The 17534-nt window shown below is 59.8% G+C and carries 20 protein-coding genes; 18 read left to right on the top strand and 2 right to left on the bottom strand.

Features of this window, described 5'->3' with window-relative positions; all coding sequences use genetic code 11:
• The first annotated feature begins 115 nt into the window (after nucleotides 1-115).
• The 4 genes from FJE54_RS14700 to FJE54_RS14685 all read left to right on the top strand — a co-directional run bounded on the left by FJE54_RS14700 (nucleotide 116) and on the right by FJE54_RS14685 (nucleotide 2519).
• The gene (locus FJE54_RS14700) at nucleotides 116-1078 is read left to right on the top strand and encodes a DUF5692 family protein (RefSeq protein WP_139653541.1); all 963 of its coding nucleotides are present in this window, start codon (nucleotides 116-118) and stop codon (nucleotides 1076-1078) included.
• Between the two features lie 117 nt (nucleotides 1079-1195).
• Nucleotides 1196-1882, top strand: a complete 687-nt coding sequence (locus FJE54_RS14695) for a TetR/AcrR family transcriptional regulator (protein ID WP_139653540.1) — start codon at nucleotides 1196-1198, stop codon at nucleotides 1880-1882.
• Nucleotides 1883-1913: 31 nt separating this feature from the next.
• Entirely contained in the window at nucleotides 1914-2195 is a 282-nt protein-coding gene (locus FJE54_RS14690; protein ID WP_139653539.1) for a type II toxin-antitoxin system RelE/ParE family toxin, read from the top strand.
• Nucleotides 2196-2207: 12 nt separating this feature from the next.
• On the top strand, nucleotides 2208-2519 hold the full coding sequence (locus tag FJE54_RS14685) for a HigA family addiction module antitoxin (RefSeq protein WP_139653538.1): 312 nt from the start codon (nucleotides 2208-2210) through the stop codon (nucleotides 2517-2519).
• A 172-nt stretch (nucleotides 2520-2691) separates the two neighbouring features.
• Here FJE54_RS14685 and FJE54_RS14680 read toward each other — a convergent pair whose 3' ends face one another.
• Nucleotides 2692-3585 carry a Fic family protein gene (locus tag FJE54_RS14680; RefSeq protein ID WP_139653537.1) on the bottom strand — a complete coding sequence of 298 codons (894 nt, stop codon included), beginning with the start codon at nucleotides 3583-3585 and terminating at the stop codon, nucleotides 2692-2694.
• Nucleotides 3586-3833: 248 nt separating this feature from the next.
• Between FJE54_RS14680 and FJE54_RS16090 the strand changes: the two genes are divergently transcribed.
• The 6 genes from FJE54_RS16090 to FJE54_RS14655 all read left to right on the top strand — a co-directional run bounded on the left by FJE54_RS16090 (nucleotide 3834) and on the right by FJE54_RS14655 (nucleotide 8605).
• Nucleotides 3834-4268, top strand: coding sequence for an AbrB/MazE/SpoVT family DNA-binding domain-containing protein (locus FJE54_RS16090; RefSeq protein WP_180326755.1), 435 nt, complete (start codon nucleotides 3834-3836; stop codon nucleotides 4266-4268).
• Complete coding sequence (locus FJE54_RS16485; RefSeq protein ID WP_369406390.1) at nucleotides 4249-4599, top strand: type II toxin-antitoxin system RelE/ParE family toxin; 351 nt, start codon at nucleotides 4249-4251, stop codon at nucleotides 4597-4599. The genes FJE54_RS16090 and FJE54_RS16485 overlap by 20 nt, the downstream gene beginning before the upstream one ends.
• Before the next feature lie 117 nt (nucleotides 4600-4716).
• Entirely contained in the window at nucleotides 4717-5028 is a 312-nt protein-coding gene (gene gatC, locus FJE54_RS14670) for an Asp-tRNA(Asn)/Glu-tRNA(Gln) amidotransferase subunit GatC (protein WP_139653535.1), read from the top strand.
• A complete protein-coding gene (gatA, locus tag FJE54_RS14665; RefSeq protein WP_139653534.1) occupies nucleotides 5028-6521 on the top strand; it encodes an Asp-tRNA(Asn)/Glu-tRNA(Gln) amidotransferase subunit GatA in 1494 nt (497 codons plus the stop codon). Before gatC ends, gatA begins: the two co-directional genes overlap by 1 nt.
• Nucleotides 6521-8089, top strand: a complete 1569-nt coding sequence (gatB, locus tag FJE54_RS14660) for an Asp-tRNA(Asn)/Glu-tRNA(Gln) amidotransferase subunit GatB (RefSeq protein ID WP_139653533.1) — start codon at nucleotides 6521-6523, stop codon at nucleotides 8087-8089. The genes gatA and gatB overlap by 1 nt, the downstream gene beginning before the upstream one ends.
• Before the next feature lie 243 nt (nucleotides 8090-8332).
• Nucleotides 8333-8605 (top strand): holotricin-3, encoded by a 273-nt coding sequence (locus FJE54_RS14655; RefSeq protein WP_139653532.1) that lies wholly within the window; start codon nucleotides 8333-8335, stop codon nucleotides 8603-8605.
• A gap of 48 nt (nucleotides 8606-8653) precedes the next feature.
• Here the strand turns inward: FJE54_RS14655 and FJE54_RS14650 are convergent, their stop codons facing one another.
• Complete coding sequence (locus FJE54_RS14650; protein WP_139653531.1) at nucleotides 8654-9298, bottom strand: class I SAM-dependent methyltransferase; 645 nt, start codon at nucleotides 9296-9298, stop codon at nucleotides 8654-8656.
• A gap of 720 nt (nucleotides 9299-10018) precedes the next feature.
• Here FJE54_RS14650 and hisZ point away from each other — a divergent pair.
• The 8 genes from hisZ to hisI all read left to right on the top strand — a co-directional run bounded on the left by hisZ (nucleotide 10019) and on the right by hisI (nucleotide 17457).
• On the top strand, nucleotides 10019-11647 hold the full coding sequence (gene hisZ / locus FJE54_RS14645; RefSeq protein ID WP_139653530.1) for an ATP phosphoribosyltransferase regulatory subunit: 1629 nt from the start codon (nucleotides 10019-10021) through the stop codon (nucleotides 11645-11647).
• Nucleotides 11648-11659: 12 nt separating this feature from the next.
• Entirely contained in the window at nucleotides 11660-12982 is a 1323-nt protein-coding gene (hisD, locus tag FJE54_RS14640; RefSeq protein ID WP_139653529.1) for a histidinol dehydrogenase, read from the top strand.
• The gene (hisC, locus tag FJE54_RS14635) at nucleotides 12975-14051 is read left to right on the top strand and encodes a histidinol-phosphate transaminase (RefSeq protein ID WP_139653528.1); all 1077 of its coding nucleotides are present in this window, start codon (nucleotides 12975-12977) and stop codon (nucleotides 14049-14051) included. Before hisD ends, hisC begins: the two co-directional genes overlap by 8 nt.
• A complete protein-coding gene (gene hisB, locus FJE54_RS14630; protein WP_139653527.1) occupies nucleotides 14048-14665 on the top strand; it encodes an imidazoleglycerol-phosphate dehydratase HisB in 618 nt (205 codons plus the stop codon). The genes hisC and hisB overlap by 4 nt, the downstream gene beginning before the upstream one ends.
• Entirely contained in the window at nucleotides 14662-15396 is a 735-nt protein-coding gene (gene hisH / locus FJE54_RS14625) for an imidazole glycerol phosphate synthase subunit HisH (protein ID WP_255467454.1), read from the top strand. Before hisB ends, hisH begins: the two co-directional genes overlap by 4 nt.
• 74 nt (nucleotides 15397-15470) lie before the next feature.
• Nucleotides 15471-16256, top strand: a complete 786-nt coding sequence (gene hisA / locus FJE54_RS14620) for a 1-(5-phosphoribosyl)-5-[(5-phosphoribosylamino)methylideneamino]imidazole-4-carboxamide isomerase (RefSeq protein WP_139653526.1) — start codon at nucleotides 15471-15473, stop codon at nucleotides 16254-16256.
• A complete protein-coding gene (hisF, locus tag FJE54_RS14615) occupies nucleotides 16250-17014 on the top strand; it encodes an imidazole glycerol phosphate synthase subunit HisF (RefSeq protein ID WP_139653525.1) in 765 nt (254 codons plus the stop codon). Before hisA ends, hisF begins: the two co-directional genes overlap by 7 nt.
• 128 nt (nucleotides 17015-17142) lie before the next feature.
• Nucleotides 17143-17457 carry a phosphoribosyl-AMP cyclohydrolase gene (gene hisI / locus FJE54_RS14610; protein WP_139653524.1) on the top strand — a complete coding sequence of 105 codons (315 nt, stop codon included), beginning with the start codon at nucleotides 17143-17145 and terminating at the stop codon, nucleotides 17455-17457.
• Nucleotides 17458-17534: the final 77 nt, after the last annotated feature.

The raw sequence follows: 17534 nt of genomic DNA, 5'->3' as shown, positions 1-17534 counted from the left end.
AGCTTGAGCATCCGTTTTCACATGCAAGGCCTTTGTGTGAAAGATATCAGACGAGCCGCTCACTATACTGGCCCCAACGATGGCATCGCGCATATGCAAGAGGAAAGGGGATCTCGTGGGCATTCTGTATCAAGCCGCCGACATGTCGTATTGGGTCATCTGGTTGTTCGTTCTCTTCGCCCTCATGGCGTTCAATGAATTGGGGCGAACATCGCTTTGGGCGGGCATCGCGCTTTTTGCCATGGTGCCGATTTTTCTCACGATCTTCGTATGGCCCGAAACGGCGGCACCGGGAAACGAGTACGGTACGGGTACGTGGTTCAATTGGGTGAAAACATATTCCGCTTTGGCGGGGTGTCTCGGCTTCATCGCGCTGCGTTTCGTGAAATGGCGGGGAAAGGACGGTGCGGTCCATTACCTGTACGAAAAGAAGTGGGCGTTGTGCTTTCCGCCGCTCATCCTCGCCGTCAACATCGCCGAAGCAGTGCTGCGCGACTTTCAGGTGTTCAGTTTCGGCTTGTGGTCGGGCGGGGTGGTCGAGAATCTGTGGACGATCTCTGGCCCGTGGAACATCATGAACGGTATCGCCGGCATCCTCAATATCCTCACGATCTGCGGGTGGTTCGGCATCATCATCTCGAAAGATTCGTCGAAAGATATGATCTGGCCCGATATGATCTGGGCGTGGATCATAGCCTACGATCTGTGGAACTTCGCCTACACGTACAACTGCATTTCGGATCACTCCGCATACTGCGGTTTGGCGCTTCTGCTCGCCTGTACGATCCCGACGTTCTTCATCAAGAAAGGGGCATGGTTGCAGCATCGGGCTCAAACGCTCGGACTTTGGATCATGTTCGTCATGACGGTACCGCAGTTCGCCGATGTGCTTGCGCCTATTCCGACCACGCATAATCCGACGGCCTTCTTCGTCGTGAGCCTGCTCGCGCTCGTCTCGAACGGTGCGCTCGCCATCTACCAGTTCAACAAGATTCGAAAAAACAAGCTCAACCCGCTCAAAGATGAACTGTACGCCGACACGAAAGCCTACCAGCGCGTGCTCGAGGAAAACGAGTAGCGTTTGGAGCATAGTGTGGCTCGTCGAGGAGAAAAACTTCCCGTGCCGTATAATGGACCCGCTCGGAAAGCACTACCCGGGCGGGTCCGTACACGTTTCGGGGCAAGGGGGCTCGCGATGCGGCTCGGGAATCGACAAACCATATACCAACCGATCCAGGGCGAATGCGGCAGGTCGCTTACCGAGAGCAAACGGATAGAAGGCCAAGCGGGAGAGATCGTGCTTGCAGCCCGCAAACTGTACGAGAAAAAGGGCGTCGCGGCTACGACGGTGAAGGATATCGCCGAAGAAGCAGGCGTCACCCGCGAGCTTGTGTACTACTACTTCGAGAACAAGCAAGCGCTCACCGATGCCGTCCTCGACGACTACGTCGAGGACCTTGTGGAAAGCGCGATCGTGTGGAACGAATCACGCGAATTCGGCGATACGCCCGGCTCGCTCAAGAAATGCATCGCAGCGTTTCGCCGCGCGCTGTACGATTCGAGCGGTCCGCGTCCGATGATCGGGGTTCTCGAAGAGCTCGGGGTGCGCGACGCCTTCGATGTGCGCGCCGTGCGCGAGACGGTTGATTGTATCACCGCGCACATCGTCACCGAGTACGCCGCCTATCACGAAATCGAAATCGAACTCGTATACGAGATGTTCTGCGTGGTGATATTCGGTCTCGTGGGACTGGTGAAAATCAACCCAGATATTACCGACGAGGCGCTTATGAAAGTGGTCGAGCAAACGCTTCATCTCGATATGGTGCCACTTGAAAAGGGTAGGAGCGAACTGAATCGGGTTCCTGTCATCCGTTCTTGACACGTGTCACGATACACATTACAATACTATTATGATCAAGACATTCGGAGATAAAAATACGGAACGACTTTTCCTCGAAGGACGCTCGAAAAAGGTTCCCTCTGAAGTGCTTGATCGTGCGATTCGGAAATTGGATATGATCGATGCAGCGAACTGCGTTGACGATCTACATGTGCCTCCCGGAAACAGGCTCCATGCATTGATGGGCGACCGCGCTGGACAGTATTCGATTTCGATTAACAGCCAATGGCGTATTTGCTTTTGCTTCGAAGCGGGAGACGCCTTCGAAGTAGAACTGTGCGACTACCATTAGGAGAGATGCGTTATGAGGACGAAAGACTTACAGGTGATGACCAGAAAACCGACGCATCCAGGCGCGATTCTTCGCGAGGAATTCATGCCGGATTACGGACTGAGCGTAGCTGCGCTTGCAAAGAAGCTTTTGGTGTCGAGACAGTCGGTCAACGAGCTTGTAAGGGAGCGCAGGGGGGTGAGTCCCGATATGGCGTTGCGTCTTTCGCGTCTGTTCGGCACGTCGCCAGAGTATTGGCTCAACCTGCAATGCGGAGTCGATCTGTGGGATGCGCTTTCCCTTCGGCGAGACGAAATCGATGCGATCGAGGTACTGAGCGCATAATGCCGCTCGTCGGGTTTTCCTTGGGAATGCCAGCACTTCGTCCATGATGCCCTTCTCTCGCAATCGGTTGGTGCTGGGGATTATCGTATACTCTTTGCAGGCTTAGATCCATCATGCGTTTCGACAAACGACCAGGGCAATGGCGCGATGTTGCTGGCGACATCAGATTGGGTTAGCGGTTCAGCGCTTGGGATGGATCGACATTGCGAAGGAGCGTCGGATCGTCGAAAAGCGACGCGACTATGAGATCGGTCGAGTCGAGCGTATGCGTTGCACCGCACAACAGGTTTTCGAAAAACAGTGCAAGGTAATCGATTTCAGGTTTGATTTTCGCTTTGGCATTGCGGTAGTTTGCCCGCACGAGTGCGTCGCGGAAATACTTAGAATGATGCTCGAAGGGGTTGTTCGTCACGTCGAACCCAAGATGGCCGAGGTACAGTTCGGCGAACACTGCCACCGTGCGCGTGTTGCCCTCCTCGAACGGGTGCACCTGCCATAGATGCGCGATGAACGAACTGAACCGGTTAATCCGCTCGCGATCGAATTCGAATCCGTAATCGGATCCTTCTTCCCGCTCGAACAAAAGCGCGAGGGCGCGATCGATGAGGGCTGGGTCGCCGTAAACGACGCTATCGCCGTTGAGGATGGCCTCCTGCTTCATGAGCGCTTCGCGTTTGTAGAGCCCGGGACGGTAAACTTCGGAATCGAGATCCCTGAACAGCGCCGCATGAACGATGCTGAGCATTTCGGGGTCGAAGAGAAACGATCGGCTTGCGAGCAGTTCGACGATCCGCTGGCTTACCAAGTCGGCTTCACGGGAATTTTGCCGCTCGGGATCGCCCGTGTCTTCTTTGCTGTGATACGACGCGATGTATTCGGCGGTCTCTCGCAACGTGAGTTCGCCTGAAGCGTTTTGCTCAGCCAGGGAAAGCAGGTAGCGTGACGGCTCGAGCCCATCGACTTTCTGCAGGCCTATAGCTGTCGCCCAGTAGCGCTTGCGCGTGGCGGCATCACCCGGTTCGTCTACGGGCCGATAGGGGAAGTCTGCTGTGTTATCTGCGGTCAATGATTTGCTTTCTTGCGGAGTGCGGGTATCGGGTAACGTTGCGGCTCCCTGCTGCCGAACCATTATAGCAAGCAACCCGTCGCCGTTCGTGCAAAGAGGTAGCAAAGGGTTGCTTCCTGCTCCTTGGTGCTCTCGCTGCTAAGTTGATGCAAGCGTAGCGAAAATCATGCGCTGCAATTGCGATTTTCGTTGTTATACGGTAAACTGTTCAACAAGTAAACAAGTAAACAATACACTAGGAGTTAGCGATGGCGGGTGTGGTAGCAGAAAAAACCGCGAAGATAAAGGCTCCCGAAAACGAGGCTGCCCAAGGTGATCGTTCAGGCGAATCCTCTCGTGGCGCTGCCGTCAAGCCGCTTGTCCGAAAGATTTCGAGCAAGGGGCAGGTGAGCATTCCGAAGGCATGGTTGGAGAGCAGGGGCTTCAACGAGTACGCCACCATCGTGTTCACCGACGAGGGCATTCTCGTCAAGCCCGTCGAGCTTTCCGATAACGACGAGTTCGATGCGCTCATCTTAAGAGAGCTTATCGCGCAAGGGCTCGAAGGAGACGAGCTTGTCGATGCGTGGGCTGCCGAAAAACAGGCACTGCGCGAAGGCATCGTCGCATACCACGAGCATATTTTGGATACGCTGGACGAACGAGAAATCAATCCTGACCTCGATGATCTTTTTGGCTGTTAGGCTCACTATGCTTGATTACGTCATCGGTCCCGCAATGCGGAAAGATCTCAAGAAGATAAAGAGCAAAGATTTAGCACAGATAATATCGGCTGCGATCGATTCGATTCGAGAGGATCCGTCTTGCGGGACGGCTAAAGTCGGTGATTTGGCGGGATTGGTCGTTTACCGATTCTCGCATAAAGGGGTCTCGTATCGGCTGGGGTACTACTATTCCAGCGAAAGGAGTGCCATCGTATTTTCCCTCTTTGATACGAGGGAAGATTTCTATAGCCGCGCAAAACGAGTATATGACCCCAAAACGTTGGATGCTTCCGGTTCGTCCGTATCGTAGAATCGACCGGTATCCCTTGTTTGCGCTCCCTCGATAACGTGGTGTTTGCTATCATAGGCGGCGAATGTTTTGCCATTCGTTTTCAGGCACCCACAAGGGAAAAGCGAAGGAAGCCAAATGTCCCAACATGTATCCGAACAGGATGTGCGCGATATCGCGGTCTATACGCGTATCGGGCTCACCGAAGAAGAGGTTGCCCAGATGACCGTTGATCTCAACGGCATCATCGAAAGCCTCAAGCCCATCACCGAATACGATCTGGAAGGCGTCGAGCCGACGTTTCACCCGATCGGCGATTTGAGCAACATCATGCGCGACGATGCGGAGCAGGAAAGCTTCACGCAAGAGACTGCGCTTGAAAACGCGCCTAAACAGCAGGATGGGTGCTTCCTCATTCCCTCGATCCTCGGCGAGGGGGGCGATCGCTGATGGCTGCGAACTATTCCGAGATGAGCGTCCGGGCGATCCGCGAGGGATTGGCCGTGAAGGAGTTCTCTGCTCGCGAGATCGCTGAGGCATCCATCGCACGCATCGGCGCGATCGATCCGCAGATTCACGCGTTTCTCGAAACGACCGAGGCGCTTGCCCTCGAGCAAGCTGCCAAACTCGATGCGGCAATTGCTGCGGGCGACCTCGCTGCGTGCGGGCCGCTTGCGGGCGTGCCGGTGGCGTTCAAAGACAACATGAACCAAGAGGGCACGCATACCACCTGTTCGTCGAGAATGCTCGAGAACTATGTGGCCCCCTACACGGCAACCTGCGTCGAGAAAACCATCGCGGCCGGCGGCATTCCGCTCGGCAAGCTCAACATGGACGAGTTTGCGTTCGGCTCGTCGACCGAGACGTCCGCCTTCGGTCCTACGAGAAACCCGTGGGATACCTCACGCGTTCCGGGCGGATCGTCGGGCGGCAGCGCAGCGGCGGTTGCCGCGGGCCTTGCCGCCGTCACGCTCGGCAGCGATACCGGCGGCTCGATCCGCCAGCCAGGCAGTTTCTGCGGCGTCGTTGCCGTGAAGCCCACCTACGGCGTGGTCTCGCGCTACGGGGTGGTGGCGTTCGGTTCGTCGCTCGATCAGGTTGGGCCCTTCGCCAAAACCGTCGAGGACGCGGCGTTCGCTTTGAACGCCATCTCGGGTCGCGACCCGCGCGATTGCACGAGCCAGGACATCACGACCGATTTCACCGCTAACCTCGGTGAGGGCGTGCGTGGCATGAAGATCGGTATCGTTCCGGCGTTCATGGAGGCCGAGGGCCTTGAGCCCGAGGTGAAGGCGAAGGTCGAAGAGGCCGCAGCCAACCTCGAAAAGCTCGGAGCCGAGCTTGTGGAAGTGGAGCTGCCGAACGCGAAGGCAGCCATGAGCGCATACTACGTGCTCGGTCCGTGCGAGGCGTTTTCCAACCTTGCCCGCTTCGATTCGGTGCGCTACGGCTACTGCGATCCGGGCCACGCCGATCTCGGCAGCCAGTACGAGGCGAGCCGCGCAGGCGGGTTCGGCCCCGAAACGCGCCGCCGCATCATGCTCGGGAGCTACCTGCTCTCGGCAGGCGTGTACGACACATACTATTATCCCGCTCAGCAGGTGCGCACCCTCATCACCGAAGACTACGCCCGCGCTTACGAGCGGGTCGATTGCATCCTCGCCCCGGTGGCTCCGCGTACGGCGTTCATGTTCGGTGAGGTGTCGGATCCGACTTCGATGTATTTGTCCGATATGTTCACGATCTCGATCAACATCGCGGGCAACGGCGGCATGAGCCTGCCTGTGGGCCTCGGCACCGAAACGGGGCTGCCCGTGGGCGTGCAGCTCATCGCCCCGCAGTTCAAAGACCAGAACATGTTCCGTGTGGCTGCGGCGCTCGAATCGTGCTACGACATCGAGCATATCGCACCCGCCTTCGCCGATGGAAAGGCAGGCGCCTAATGAAGAAGCTCGAAGAGGTGCTGCGCGATTGGGAGGCCGTGATCGGACTTGAGGTCCATGCCGAGCTGACTACGCTCGAAACGAAGATGTTCTGCGGATGCAAGCTCGAGTACGGGGCCGATCCGAACACCCATACCTGCCCTGTGTGCCTCGGCCTTCCCGGAGCGTTGCCGGTGCCGAACAAGGCGGCCATCGAATCGATCGTGCTTGCGGGTCTGGCTACGAACTGCGACATCGAGAAGCGCTCGATGTTCTACCGCAAGAACTACATGTATCCTGACATGTCGAAGAACTTCCAGACCACCCAGGGTCCGGTCGCGTTTTGTATGCGCGGGTGGCTCGATCTCGAAGTCGACGGGCCCGCCGCCAAAGAGCGTATCGATCTGGATGGGCTCGGCGAGGGCGAGAGCCTGGGCGGTGTGACGAAAACGGCCGAGGGCTACCGCGCGCATGTGGGCATCACGCGCATCCATATGGAAGAAGATGCTGGCAAGATGAACCACGTCGGCGGTTCGGAGGGGCGCATCGCGGGGGCTACCCACTCGCTCGTCGACTACAATCGGTGCGGAACGCCTTTGATCGAGCTCGTTACCGAGCCTGAGCTGCGCACGCCCGAAGAGGCGCGCCTGTTCATGCAGAAGCTCCGCCAGATATACCTTGCGCTCGGCATTTCCGACTGCTCGATGGAGGAGGGAAGTCTGCGCTGCGACGGCAACGTGAGCCTGCGCCGCCGCGGTTCGACGGGCCTCGGCACGAAGACCGAGCTCAAGAACATGAACAGTTTCAAGAACCTTCACGACGGCCTCGCTTGCGAGATTTGCCGCCAGGCGGAGGTGCTCGAAGAGGGCGGCATCATCTACCAGGAAACCCGTCATTGGGATCCGTCCGCCAAGCGCACGATTGTCATGCGCGTGAAGGAGACGGCGGACGATTATCGCCTGTTCCCCGAACCCGATCTCGCGCCCTACAACCTCTCGGACGAGTTCATCGACCGCGTTCGCGCGAAGCTTCCCGAACTGCCGGATGCTCGGGCCAAACGCTACGAAGCGGAGTTCGGGCTTTCGGCTTACGACGCGCGTCATCTCGTCGAACACCGCAGCACTTCGAACTTCTTCGAGGCGTGCATGGCTTGTGCGGATAACCAGGCGCTTGCCAAGCCGCTTGCGAACCTCATCATCAACGACGTGACGGGGTACCTGAACGCCAACGACGGCGTCGATCTTGCCGACACGCCGTTTTCGCCTGCGCGCGCCGTCGAGCTCGTGAAGCTTCTCAGCCAGGATACGATCTCGTCAAAGCAAGCCAAAGAGGTGTTTTCGGCCATCCTCGACGAGGACAAGGATCCTTCGGCCATCGTGGAAGAGCGCGGCATGAAGCAGGTTTCCGATACGGGGGCCATCGAGGCGGTCGTGGACAAAGTGCTCGCCGAAAATCCCGACAAGGTCGAGCAATACCGAGGCGGCAAAACGGGGCTCATCGGCTTCTTCGTCGGCCAGTGTATGAAAGAAATGCGCGGCCAGGGCAACCCGAAGGTCATCAACGAGCTTTTGGCGAAGAAGCTCGGATAGCGGGGCTCAGCCGATACACTTCGGGTAACGGGCTTCAGCTGGTAAGCTCGGGTATCGGTGTCCGGCCGATGTTCGCAGGAAGGTTCCAGCAGGAGCTTGTAAGGCGGAGGCACGTGCGGAAGGTTGCAGCTGGCACTTGCCCATGCAGATAACGAGAAGTCAACGAAACCGGGGCGCTTCGAGCGCCCCGCCCGATACGCGCTACGATAGCGTTGATGAGATCGATCGCAGGAGGAGTTCGACATGACCGACGAGAACCGCAGGGCAGGGGATTGGCAGCGCAAAGCCCAGCGTGCAGACGCCAACGATCTGATGCGCGACCCGAATGAGAAGAAATGGTACAAGCAGACGTTCTGGATCGTTTTCTTCCTTCTGATATTCTGGCCTGTCGGCATCGTGATCTGCTGGAAGAGCGATTGGCACGTTGCGGTGAAGATCATCGCGACCATCTACGTGGCGTTTTGCGTCTACATGTCGTGGAACATGTGGCAAGCTACTATGCAGCTGGGTTTGTAACGAAGCGGTATACGCGATACGGGCTGAGCTGCAAGGGGTTGTTTCGTCTTACTCGGCCGCAGGTTTCCCAACGATGATCCAATGGCCTTCGTCATCGTTGTTGACGATGGTGAGAATTGCATTCGTGTGCTTGAAAAGCATGCGGTACTCTTCATCGGCAAGTGCTTTCGAGAGCCTTCTGTCGAAACATCGGGACCCTTCGCCGCCGTTTTCAGCCCGTGCCTCTGCCATGTTTGTCTTGATGCTCTCGCCGAGGTCCTTGGTGCCGAGCCCGCCGCCGATATACGCCCATCCGCCTGGTGCAAGCAGGCGGTAGATGCCGAGAAACGCTGCGCGCTGATCTTCCCAAAACGGCATGCTGCCGCGAGAAACGATGAGGTCGAAGCTCTCGTTAGGCAGATCGAGTGCGCATGCGTCTTGGACACTCGTTTCAATGAGGCTGGCGAATCCGCGCTCGGCGGCCCGCCGCTTCGTGATTTCCAACGCTTCGAGGTTCGCGTCAGCGAAGACGGCGTGCGCGTAGGCTCCTTTTTCGAGAAGCGCAAAACCGAGATGCCCGCTTCCGCAGCCGAGATCGAGAAGCCTTCCTTCTCGTGCGTGCGTCCTCTCGAGGATCGCATCGGCGATTACGGGGTAGATGGGCGCGAAGAAGCGCTCTGCTATCTCATCGTATTGCGTGGCTTCGGTCTCCATGGTGCTCCTTTGTCGATCGTTCGCACAGATATAATTCTTAAATAAGTATAATTCTATGGGATGAACGAAACAACAGGGCACCTTTTCAGGACGGTCGGAGTCGATCGACAGCAGAGTTTCGCACGGTGTCCGTCAACCGCCGCTAAACGACATTTCATTCATGCAGAAACCGAATAAAGCCTGTTCGAAATTTTTCAGCTTAGAAAATAACTCCGAAAAAGGTCGTTTAGCGGGCCTTGGCGGACACCGGACTTGCGAACCGCCGTTAAACAGGGATTGAGATATATCGCTCGGAACACTAATGCACCAGCTCGCCATCAGGCGCTATGCGACATCGACATGAGAAGGCCACTCCGAATGCGGATGCGTTATCGTCGATGCATCGAGCAGCGGTCCGTCGGTTGTGGCGAAACGGCTGCAGAATGCGAGTATGTGGGGCTGCGGAGCATTTTGCGGGCATCGGTTTTCGTCGATACCGTGATCGCGCGAAATTCTATATTGCTTTATTACTCTACTGTGCTAAAGTACATCGAGCAGAAGCAATACAAGAAGCAACAGTAAGCTTAACGGGATGGATTCGTTCGGCGTTCGGGCGGTTCGACGATAGCGTTCGTGACGGCCTCGTGCCGAATGCGGGCGACGGGTTACCCCCGAGGCTGCTACGAGTAGAATTACCATGGATGCCGCAAAAACGGCAATGAGCAAGCAGAGGACCGACCTATGAATTTCGTTACCCCGGCAGGGTTCAGGGATATGCTATCGGATGAGGCGCGCGTGCGTGAAGAGCTCACGCGAAGCGTCCAGCTTTGTTTTGCCGAGCGGGGCTTTGAACCCATCGAGACCCCCACGCTCGAAGTCATGGACGTTATGCGGGCGGGCGGGCGCATGCCCGCAGCGCCGTTCAAGTTCTTCGACTCGCAGGGCGATCTTCTGGCCATGCGCCCCGATGTGACGCTGCAAGTTGCGCGTATGTGCGCAACGCGGCTCAAAGGGCAGCCCGGGCCGTTTCGGTTTCGCTATACGCAACGCGTGTTTCGCGAGGCCGAATCGGGCATGCAGGCGGTTGCGCGCGAGCTTACCCAGATGGGCATCGAGTACATCGGAGAAGAAGGCCCCGCCGCCGACGCGGAGATGGTCGGGCTGTTCGCCGAAGCGTTACACACGTGCGGCATCGTCGGGTTCAAGCTAGCCATTGGTACGGTCGGGGTACTGCGCGCGCTGCTCGAGCAAAGCGGGGCGGCGGCAGACTGGAAAGAAGACGTCCTTCAGGCGTACCATGCCTCAAATTTCGTGGACCTCGACACACTGTGTTCGGACGGTTCGGTCGATGCCGCCTACGCCGCTGCGATACGGTCGCTTCCGCGCATCCGCGGGGGGAAAGACGCAATCGACAAGGTGCGTTCGCTCGTTTCGCCGCTCGGATGCGTCGACGGGCTCGACGCGTTCGAGAAGACCTACGACCTGCTTGTCGAAGCGGGACTCGAAAGCAGCATCGTTGTCGATTTCTCGATCATGAGCTCGTTCGATTACTACACGGGAATCGTGGTGGAGGCGTACGCGCCCGGACTCGGTTCGCCGCTCGGAAGCGGTGGGCGCTACGACAACATGCTTGCAGCCTATGGTCAGAGCCGCCCTGCAGCAGGATTCGCGTTCTCTCTCGAACAGGCGATGGCTGCCGCCTCCGCCGGACCTGTGCCCCTCGATGCGCTCCCCGAGCGTCCCCTGCGCATTGCCGTTCCCAAGGGCTCTCTCAACGCCGACGCCATCGCGGCGCTTTCGGCTGCGGGGCTCGATACGGCCGGTCTCGAAGATCCGGGCCGTCAGCTCATCATCTCGAACGAGGGTGTCGACTACATCATCGTGCGGCCCACCGACGCACCCGCTTTCGTGGCTCTCGGCGCGGCGGATTGCGGCATCTGCGGCAAGGATTCGCTGCTTGAAGCCGATGCCGACGTGGTCGAGCTCGTGGACCTTGCCTTTGGTGCATGCCGTTTCGTGGTTGCCGAGCCTGCGGGCGCTGGTCCCTCGGTGGACGAGCACTACCGGCGTCTCGGCTCCATCCGCGTGGCAACGAAGTACCCCAACATCACGAGCGCGTATTATGCGAAAGCGGGCATGCAGGTAGAAATCGTGAAGCTGCACGGCAACATCGAACTCGCGCCGCTCACGGGCATGGCCGAGCGCATCGTGGACATTACGGCGACGGGCACGACGCTGCGGGAAAATAACCTCGCCATCGTCGATGAGGTACTCGACTCGACCGCCCGCTTCTTTGCCAACACATGCTCGTTTCGCACCGACGCGCGTATCGTAGAATTAGCAGCAGCCCTCCAGGGCCTCAACCGATAGGAGATACGAACCATGCGCAGGATAGTCTTGCAGCCAGGGGAGACGTTCAAGGAAAGCTCCCTCAACCGTACTGGCGCGTTCAACGCCGAGGCGCTCATCGCGGCTACCTCGATCGTCGAGGACGTACGCGAGCGGGGTGATGCGGCTTTATCCGAATACACCGAGAAGTTCGACGACGTCACGCTCGAGACATTTCGCGTAGCGGATGAGGCCATCGACGAAGCTATCGTGCATGTAGACCAGAAGACGGCCGAGGCGCTTCGCCAGGCAGCCGACCAGATCCGCGATTTCCACGAGCGGCAGCGCCAGCAGAGCTGGTTTAGCGTGCGTGCGGACGGGGCGCTTGTCGGCAGCAAGATCGAGCCGCTCGATTCGGTGGGCATCTACGTGCCCGGCGGGCGTGCGCTCTACCCCTCGTCGGTGCTCATGAACGCGCTGCCTGCCGCAGTGGCGGGCGTGAAGCGCATCGTGTGCGTCACGCCGCCCGCGAAAGACGGCTCGCTTGATCCGGCTATCCTCGAGGCGTGCCGCATCGCGGGCGTCACCGAGATATACGCGATCGGAGGCGCGCAGGCCATCGCCGCGCTCGCCTACGGCACCGAATCGATCGATCCGGTGTGCAAGATAACCGGTCCCGGCAACGCGTACGTTGCTGCGGCGAAGAAGGTCGTGTCGGGCGATGTGGGCATCGATATGATCGCCGGCCCCTCGGAGGTGTGCGTAGTCGCCGACGAGACGGCTGAAGCAGCGCTTGTAGCCATCGACCTCATGGCTCAGGCCGAACACGATCCGCTTGCGAGCTGCTATCTCGTCACCTTCTCCGAAAGCTATGCCGATGCCGTCGAGGCTGCCATCGAAAAGCACATGGTCTCGACGACGCGTGCCGAAATCACGAGCGCGTCGCTTGCCGATCAGGGCCTCATCGTCGTGTGCCCCGATATTCCAAGTGCCATGGAGGCCGTCAACACGATCGCGCCCGAGCATCTCGAGATCCACATGGACCACGCGTTCGATCTGCTCGGAATGATTCGCAACGCAGGCGCCATCTTCCTTGGCGCCTGGACGCCCGAGGCGGTCGGCGACTACGTGGCGGGTCCGAACCACACGCTTCCCACGGGGGGCACCGCGCGCTATGCCTCGCCGCTTTCGGTTGACGAGTTCGTCAAAAAATCGAGCGTCATCCAGTACTCGTCGGCAGCGCTCGCCAACGACGCATCGGCCGTCATGACCATCGCCGAGCACGAAGGCCTGTGGGCTCACGCCAAGAGCGTCGAGCTTCGCTGCAACCTCATGAAAACCGGAAACCTGTACGGAATCGAAGATCCGCATGAATAGCGTACGGCCCTCGTGTGAGCGCCTCGATGCGCTTTCGCCCTACGATCCGAAGTACCTGCCGGCAACGTGTCTGCTCTCGGCGAACGAGAACCCGCACGATGTGCCGAAGGAGGTTCGCACCGAAATAAACCGCCGTCTGAAGACCATGAGCTTCAACCGCTATCCCGATCCGCTCGCAAACGGCCTGCGTGACAAGATAGCCGAAGCGAACGGGCTCGAGCGCGAAAACGTGCTCGTGGGCAACGGGGGAGACGAACTTTTGTTCAACATCGCGCTTGCGTGGGGCGGACCGGATCGCACGTTTCTCAACGTGCCGCCGACGTTTTCGGTCTACGAGCAGAACGCCCGTCTGACGGGAACCCGCGTCGTGAACGTAGCGCGCCGAGAGGATTATACGATTGACGAGGACGCCGTGCTGACCCGAGTGGCCGAAGGCGACATCGACTACCTCATCGTGGCGAGTCCGAACAATCCCACGGGGAAACTCGCCGACGAGGGGTTCTTGCTCGAGCTGCTCGATGCGACCGATGCGCTTGTCATGGTAGACGAGGCGTACTTCGAGTTTTCCCGCATGACCATGAGACCGTATTTGGCCCAGCACCGAAACCTCGTCATCCTCCGCACGTTCTCCAAGGCGTTCTCGCTTGCGGGCGTGCGGCTCGGCTACATCCTCGGTAACGCTGATGTGATCACCCAGTTCATCAAGGTGCGCCAGCCCTATTCGGTCGACGCGGTGTCGCAAACGATCGCAGAAGCGGTGTACGAGAACCGTGCGAGCTTCGAGCGGGGCATCGTCTCGATCATCGAAGAGCGCACTCGCCTTGTCGACGAGTTGAGCAAGCTTCCCGAAATCAAGGCGTACCCGTCCGATGCGAACTACATTCTCTTCAGGGCAGAGGGTGCACCGTCCGTGTGGCAGGGACTCTACGACCGGGGCATTCTCGTACGCGACTTTTCGGGCGCCGAGCACCTTACCGATTGCCTCCGCGTAACGGTGGGATCGCCCGATGAGAACGATCGTTTCCTCATGGAACTGAAGCAGATACTCATAGAAAGGCGGAGGGCATGACCGAACACTGTGCCGCCGAAGGCGGCTCGCGCATCGCCACGGTTGCGCGTGCGACGAAGGAAACCGACATCGAGCTTACGCTGAACCTCGACGGCACGGGCGTGACCGATGTCGATACGGGGGTGCCGTTCTTCGACCATATGCTCGACGCGTTCGGCCGCCATGGACTGTTCGACCTCACGGTGCGTGCGAGAGGCGACATCGAAGTCGATGCGCACCACACGGTCGAAGACGTGGGCATCGTGCTCGGAGGCGCGTTTGCCCAGGCGCTCGGCGACAAGCGGGGTATCGTGCGGTTCGGGTCGAGCTACGTACCCATGGACGAGGCGCTCGTGCTGGCCGCGTGCGACCTATCGGGGCGCGGGCAACTGCACTACGCGGTCGATCTGCCGATCGAGATCATCGGCACGTTCGATACGACGCTTGCGAAGGAGTTCATGATCGCGCTTGCGACGAACGCGGGGGTGACGCTCCATATCAGAAGCCTTTCGGGCGAGAATTCGCACCACATCATCGAAGCGGCGTTCAAGGCGTGCGGTCGCGCGCTCTGCGACGCGACACGCATCAATCCGCGTATAGCGGGCGTACTGCCTTCGACAAAGGGCTCGCTGTGACGGTCGGGCAGAACGGCCCAAAAGCCGAAACGGGAAACGTCGGCGCTGCATCGGCCCGCGCACCGCGTATCGCGGTGGTCGACTACTGCAAGGGCAACCTCATGAGCGTCGAGCGCGGACTCAGGCACGTCGGCGCCGATGGATTCGTGACCGCCGATCCCGCAGAGATCGCCCGCGCCGATGCCATCGTGCTGCCCGGTGTGGGGGCGTTCGCGGATGCCGCGGATACGATGCATGCGCTCGGGCAGGCCGCTGCCATCCGTGAGCGGATCGCTCACGGCGTGCCGTTTCTGGGTATCTGCCTGGGGCTTCATCTCATGTTCGACGAGGGAACCGAAGGTACCGATGTCGACAACGACGAGGCCGAAAACGCTTGCGGGCTTGCCGTGTTGCCAGGGGTGGCCACAAGCATGCCGCGCACCGATGCCGAAGGCGCAGCCTACAAGGTGCCGCATGTGGGATGGAACTCGATCGAGTTCGACGCTCAAGCCTCGACAGCACTGCTCGAGGGCATCGAGCCGGGCGAGTACTTCTACTTCACGCATAGCTACATCGCGCCCGATACGCCCTGCACGGTGGCGACGACGGTGCACTCGGTCGCTTTTCCGAGCGTTGTCGCTTACCGCGACACCGCGTTCGGCGTGCAGTTCCATCCCGAGAAGAGCTCCGATGCGGGTGCGGCGCTCCTGCGCAATTTCGCAGCGATCGCGCGGCGTGCGACGGGAGCGTAAGGGCATGAGGCGAACCATACACCAGTGCTGCTGCCCCCATCGGGCAATTTCAGAAACGAAAGGTAGGTGATCCGATGCATCTGCTACCGGCAATCGACATTCTCGACGGTCGCGCGGTCCGCCTGGCGAAGGGCGACTATGCGAAGGTGACCGTGTACAACGACGATCCCGCCGATCAGGCGCAGCGTTTCGAGGAGGCGGGGGCGACGTGGCTTCACGTGGTCGACCTCGACGGCGCGAAGTCGGGCGTTCCCGAGAACATCGCCCTCATCGAGCGCATCCTTGCGAAAACGCTTCTTAAGGTGGAGGTCGGCGGCGGCATCCGCTCGCTCGATACGATACAGCGCCTCTACGATGCAGGCGTTTCGCGCGTGGTGCTCGGCACGAGCCTTGTGGCCGACCCCGATTTCGCCGATAAGGCGATCGCGCGGTACAAGGGATTGCTCGTTGCCGGCATCGATGCGAAAGGCGGCGAAGTCGCCGTGTCGGGGTGGCGCGAGGGCGCGGGCGTTCCCGCCGAAGAGCTTGCGGCCCAGGTTGCCGAGATGGGTTTTTCGCACCTCGTCTACACCGATATCGCGCGCGACGGCATGCAGACGGGCATTGACGAAACGGCGTACGCGGCGATGGCGAAGGTGTTCGGCAATCCCGTGACCGCTTCGGGCGGCGTTGCGAACCTCGACGACATCGTGCGGCTCGGCAGCGTCGCGGGAAGCATCGAGGGCGTGATCGCGGGGCGTGCCGTATACGAAGGGTCGCTCGACGTGGCCGAAGCGGTGGCGGCCTGCGAAGCTGCAACCAGGGCCTTCGAGGCGGCGTTGGCATCCGAGAATCCGTGCGGAGGTGGGTGCGCATGCTGACGAAGCGCGTAATACCGTGCATGGATGTGAAAGACGGCCGCGTGGTCAAAGGCGTGAACTTCGTGAACCTGCGCGATGCGGGCGATCCGATCGAGCTCGCGCAGCGCTACGACGAGCAGAAGGCCGACGAGGTGATCTTCCTCGATATCACGGCCACAAGCGACGACCGCGCGACCACGATCGATCTGGCAAGCAGGGCGAGCGAAGAGCTCCATCTGCCGTACTGCGTGGGAGGCGGGTTCAGAAGCGTCGCCGACATCCGCACCATGATAGCCGCCGGCGCCGACAAGGTTTCCATCAACTCGGCGGCCATCGCCGATCCCTCGATCATCACCGCTGCCGCCGCAGCCTTCGGCACGCAGGCGATCATCTGCGCCATCGATGCGAAAGAGCGGGCCGACAATCCCAACAAATGGGAGGTGTACGTGCACGGCGGCCGCAAGGCTACCGGCATCGACGTCCTCGACTGGGCGGCCGAGGCGGCGCGCAGGGGCGCGGGGGAGATCCTGCTCACGAGCATGGACCGCGACGGCAGCCGCGACGGATTCGACTGCGCGCTCACGCGTGCGGTTGCCCGCGCGGTCGATATACCGGTTATCGCGTCGGGAGGTGTGGGCGCGATCGAGCATTTCGCCCAAGGCATCATCGAAGGCGAAGCCGATGCGGTGCTCGCCGCAAGCGTGTTCCATTTCGGCGAGCTGACGATCCGCCAGGTCAAGGAATACATGGCAAGCCAGGGCATCCCGGTGAGGCTGTAGCCGAAACGGAAAGCCCTGGGCGTTGAGTAGAGCCGTTCGTCGGCTAGGTGCCTCCGTAAACGGGCGGCCAAGCGCATTCGGCGCTCTGGTCGGCTGGTTTTGGGGGCCTTCCAAACAGGAGGGTTGCTATGGACGAGATAGAACTTGCGTACAACGAGGCGGGACTCATACCCTGCATCGTGCAGGATGCGAAGACCAAAGACGTGCTCATGATGGCGTGGATGAATGCCGAGGCCCTTTGCCTTACGGTGAAAGAACGCACCATGTGGTTCTGGTCGCGCTCGCGCGAAGAGCTTTGGCACAAGGGGGCCACAAGCGGCAATACCCAAAAGCTCGTCGAGTTGCGCTACGACTGCGATGCCGATACGCTGCTCGCCCTCGTGGAACCTGCGGGGCCTGCGTGCCACACCGGCGAGCGCACCTGTTTTTTCCGATCGCTCTAGACGTCGGGTAACCGAACGCCTACGGTTTGCCCTCGCCTGCGTCTCGGGGGCGGGCTTTCGAGGCTGTGCGGGGCAAT

It is taken from the genome of Raoultibacter phocaeensis, from assembly GCF_901411515.1.
Lineage (GTDB): Bacteria > Actinomycetota > Coriobacteriia > Coriobacteriales > Eggerthellaceae > Raoultibacter > Raoultibacter phocaeensis.
The sequence above is the reverse complement of the archived record's forward strand: the minus strand, read 5'-3'. Positions and strand labels throughout refer to the sequence as shown.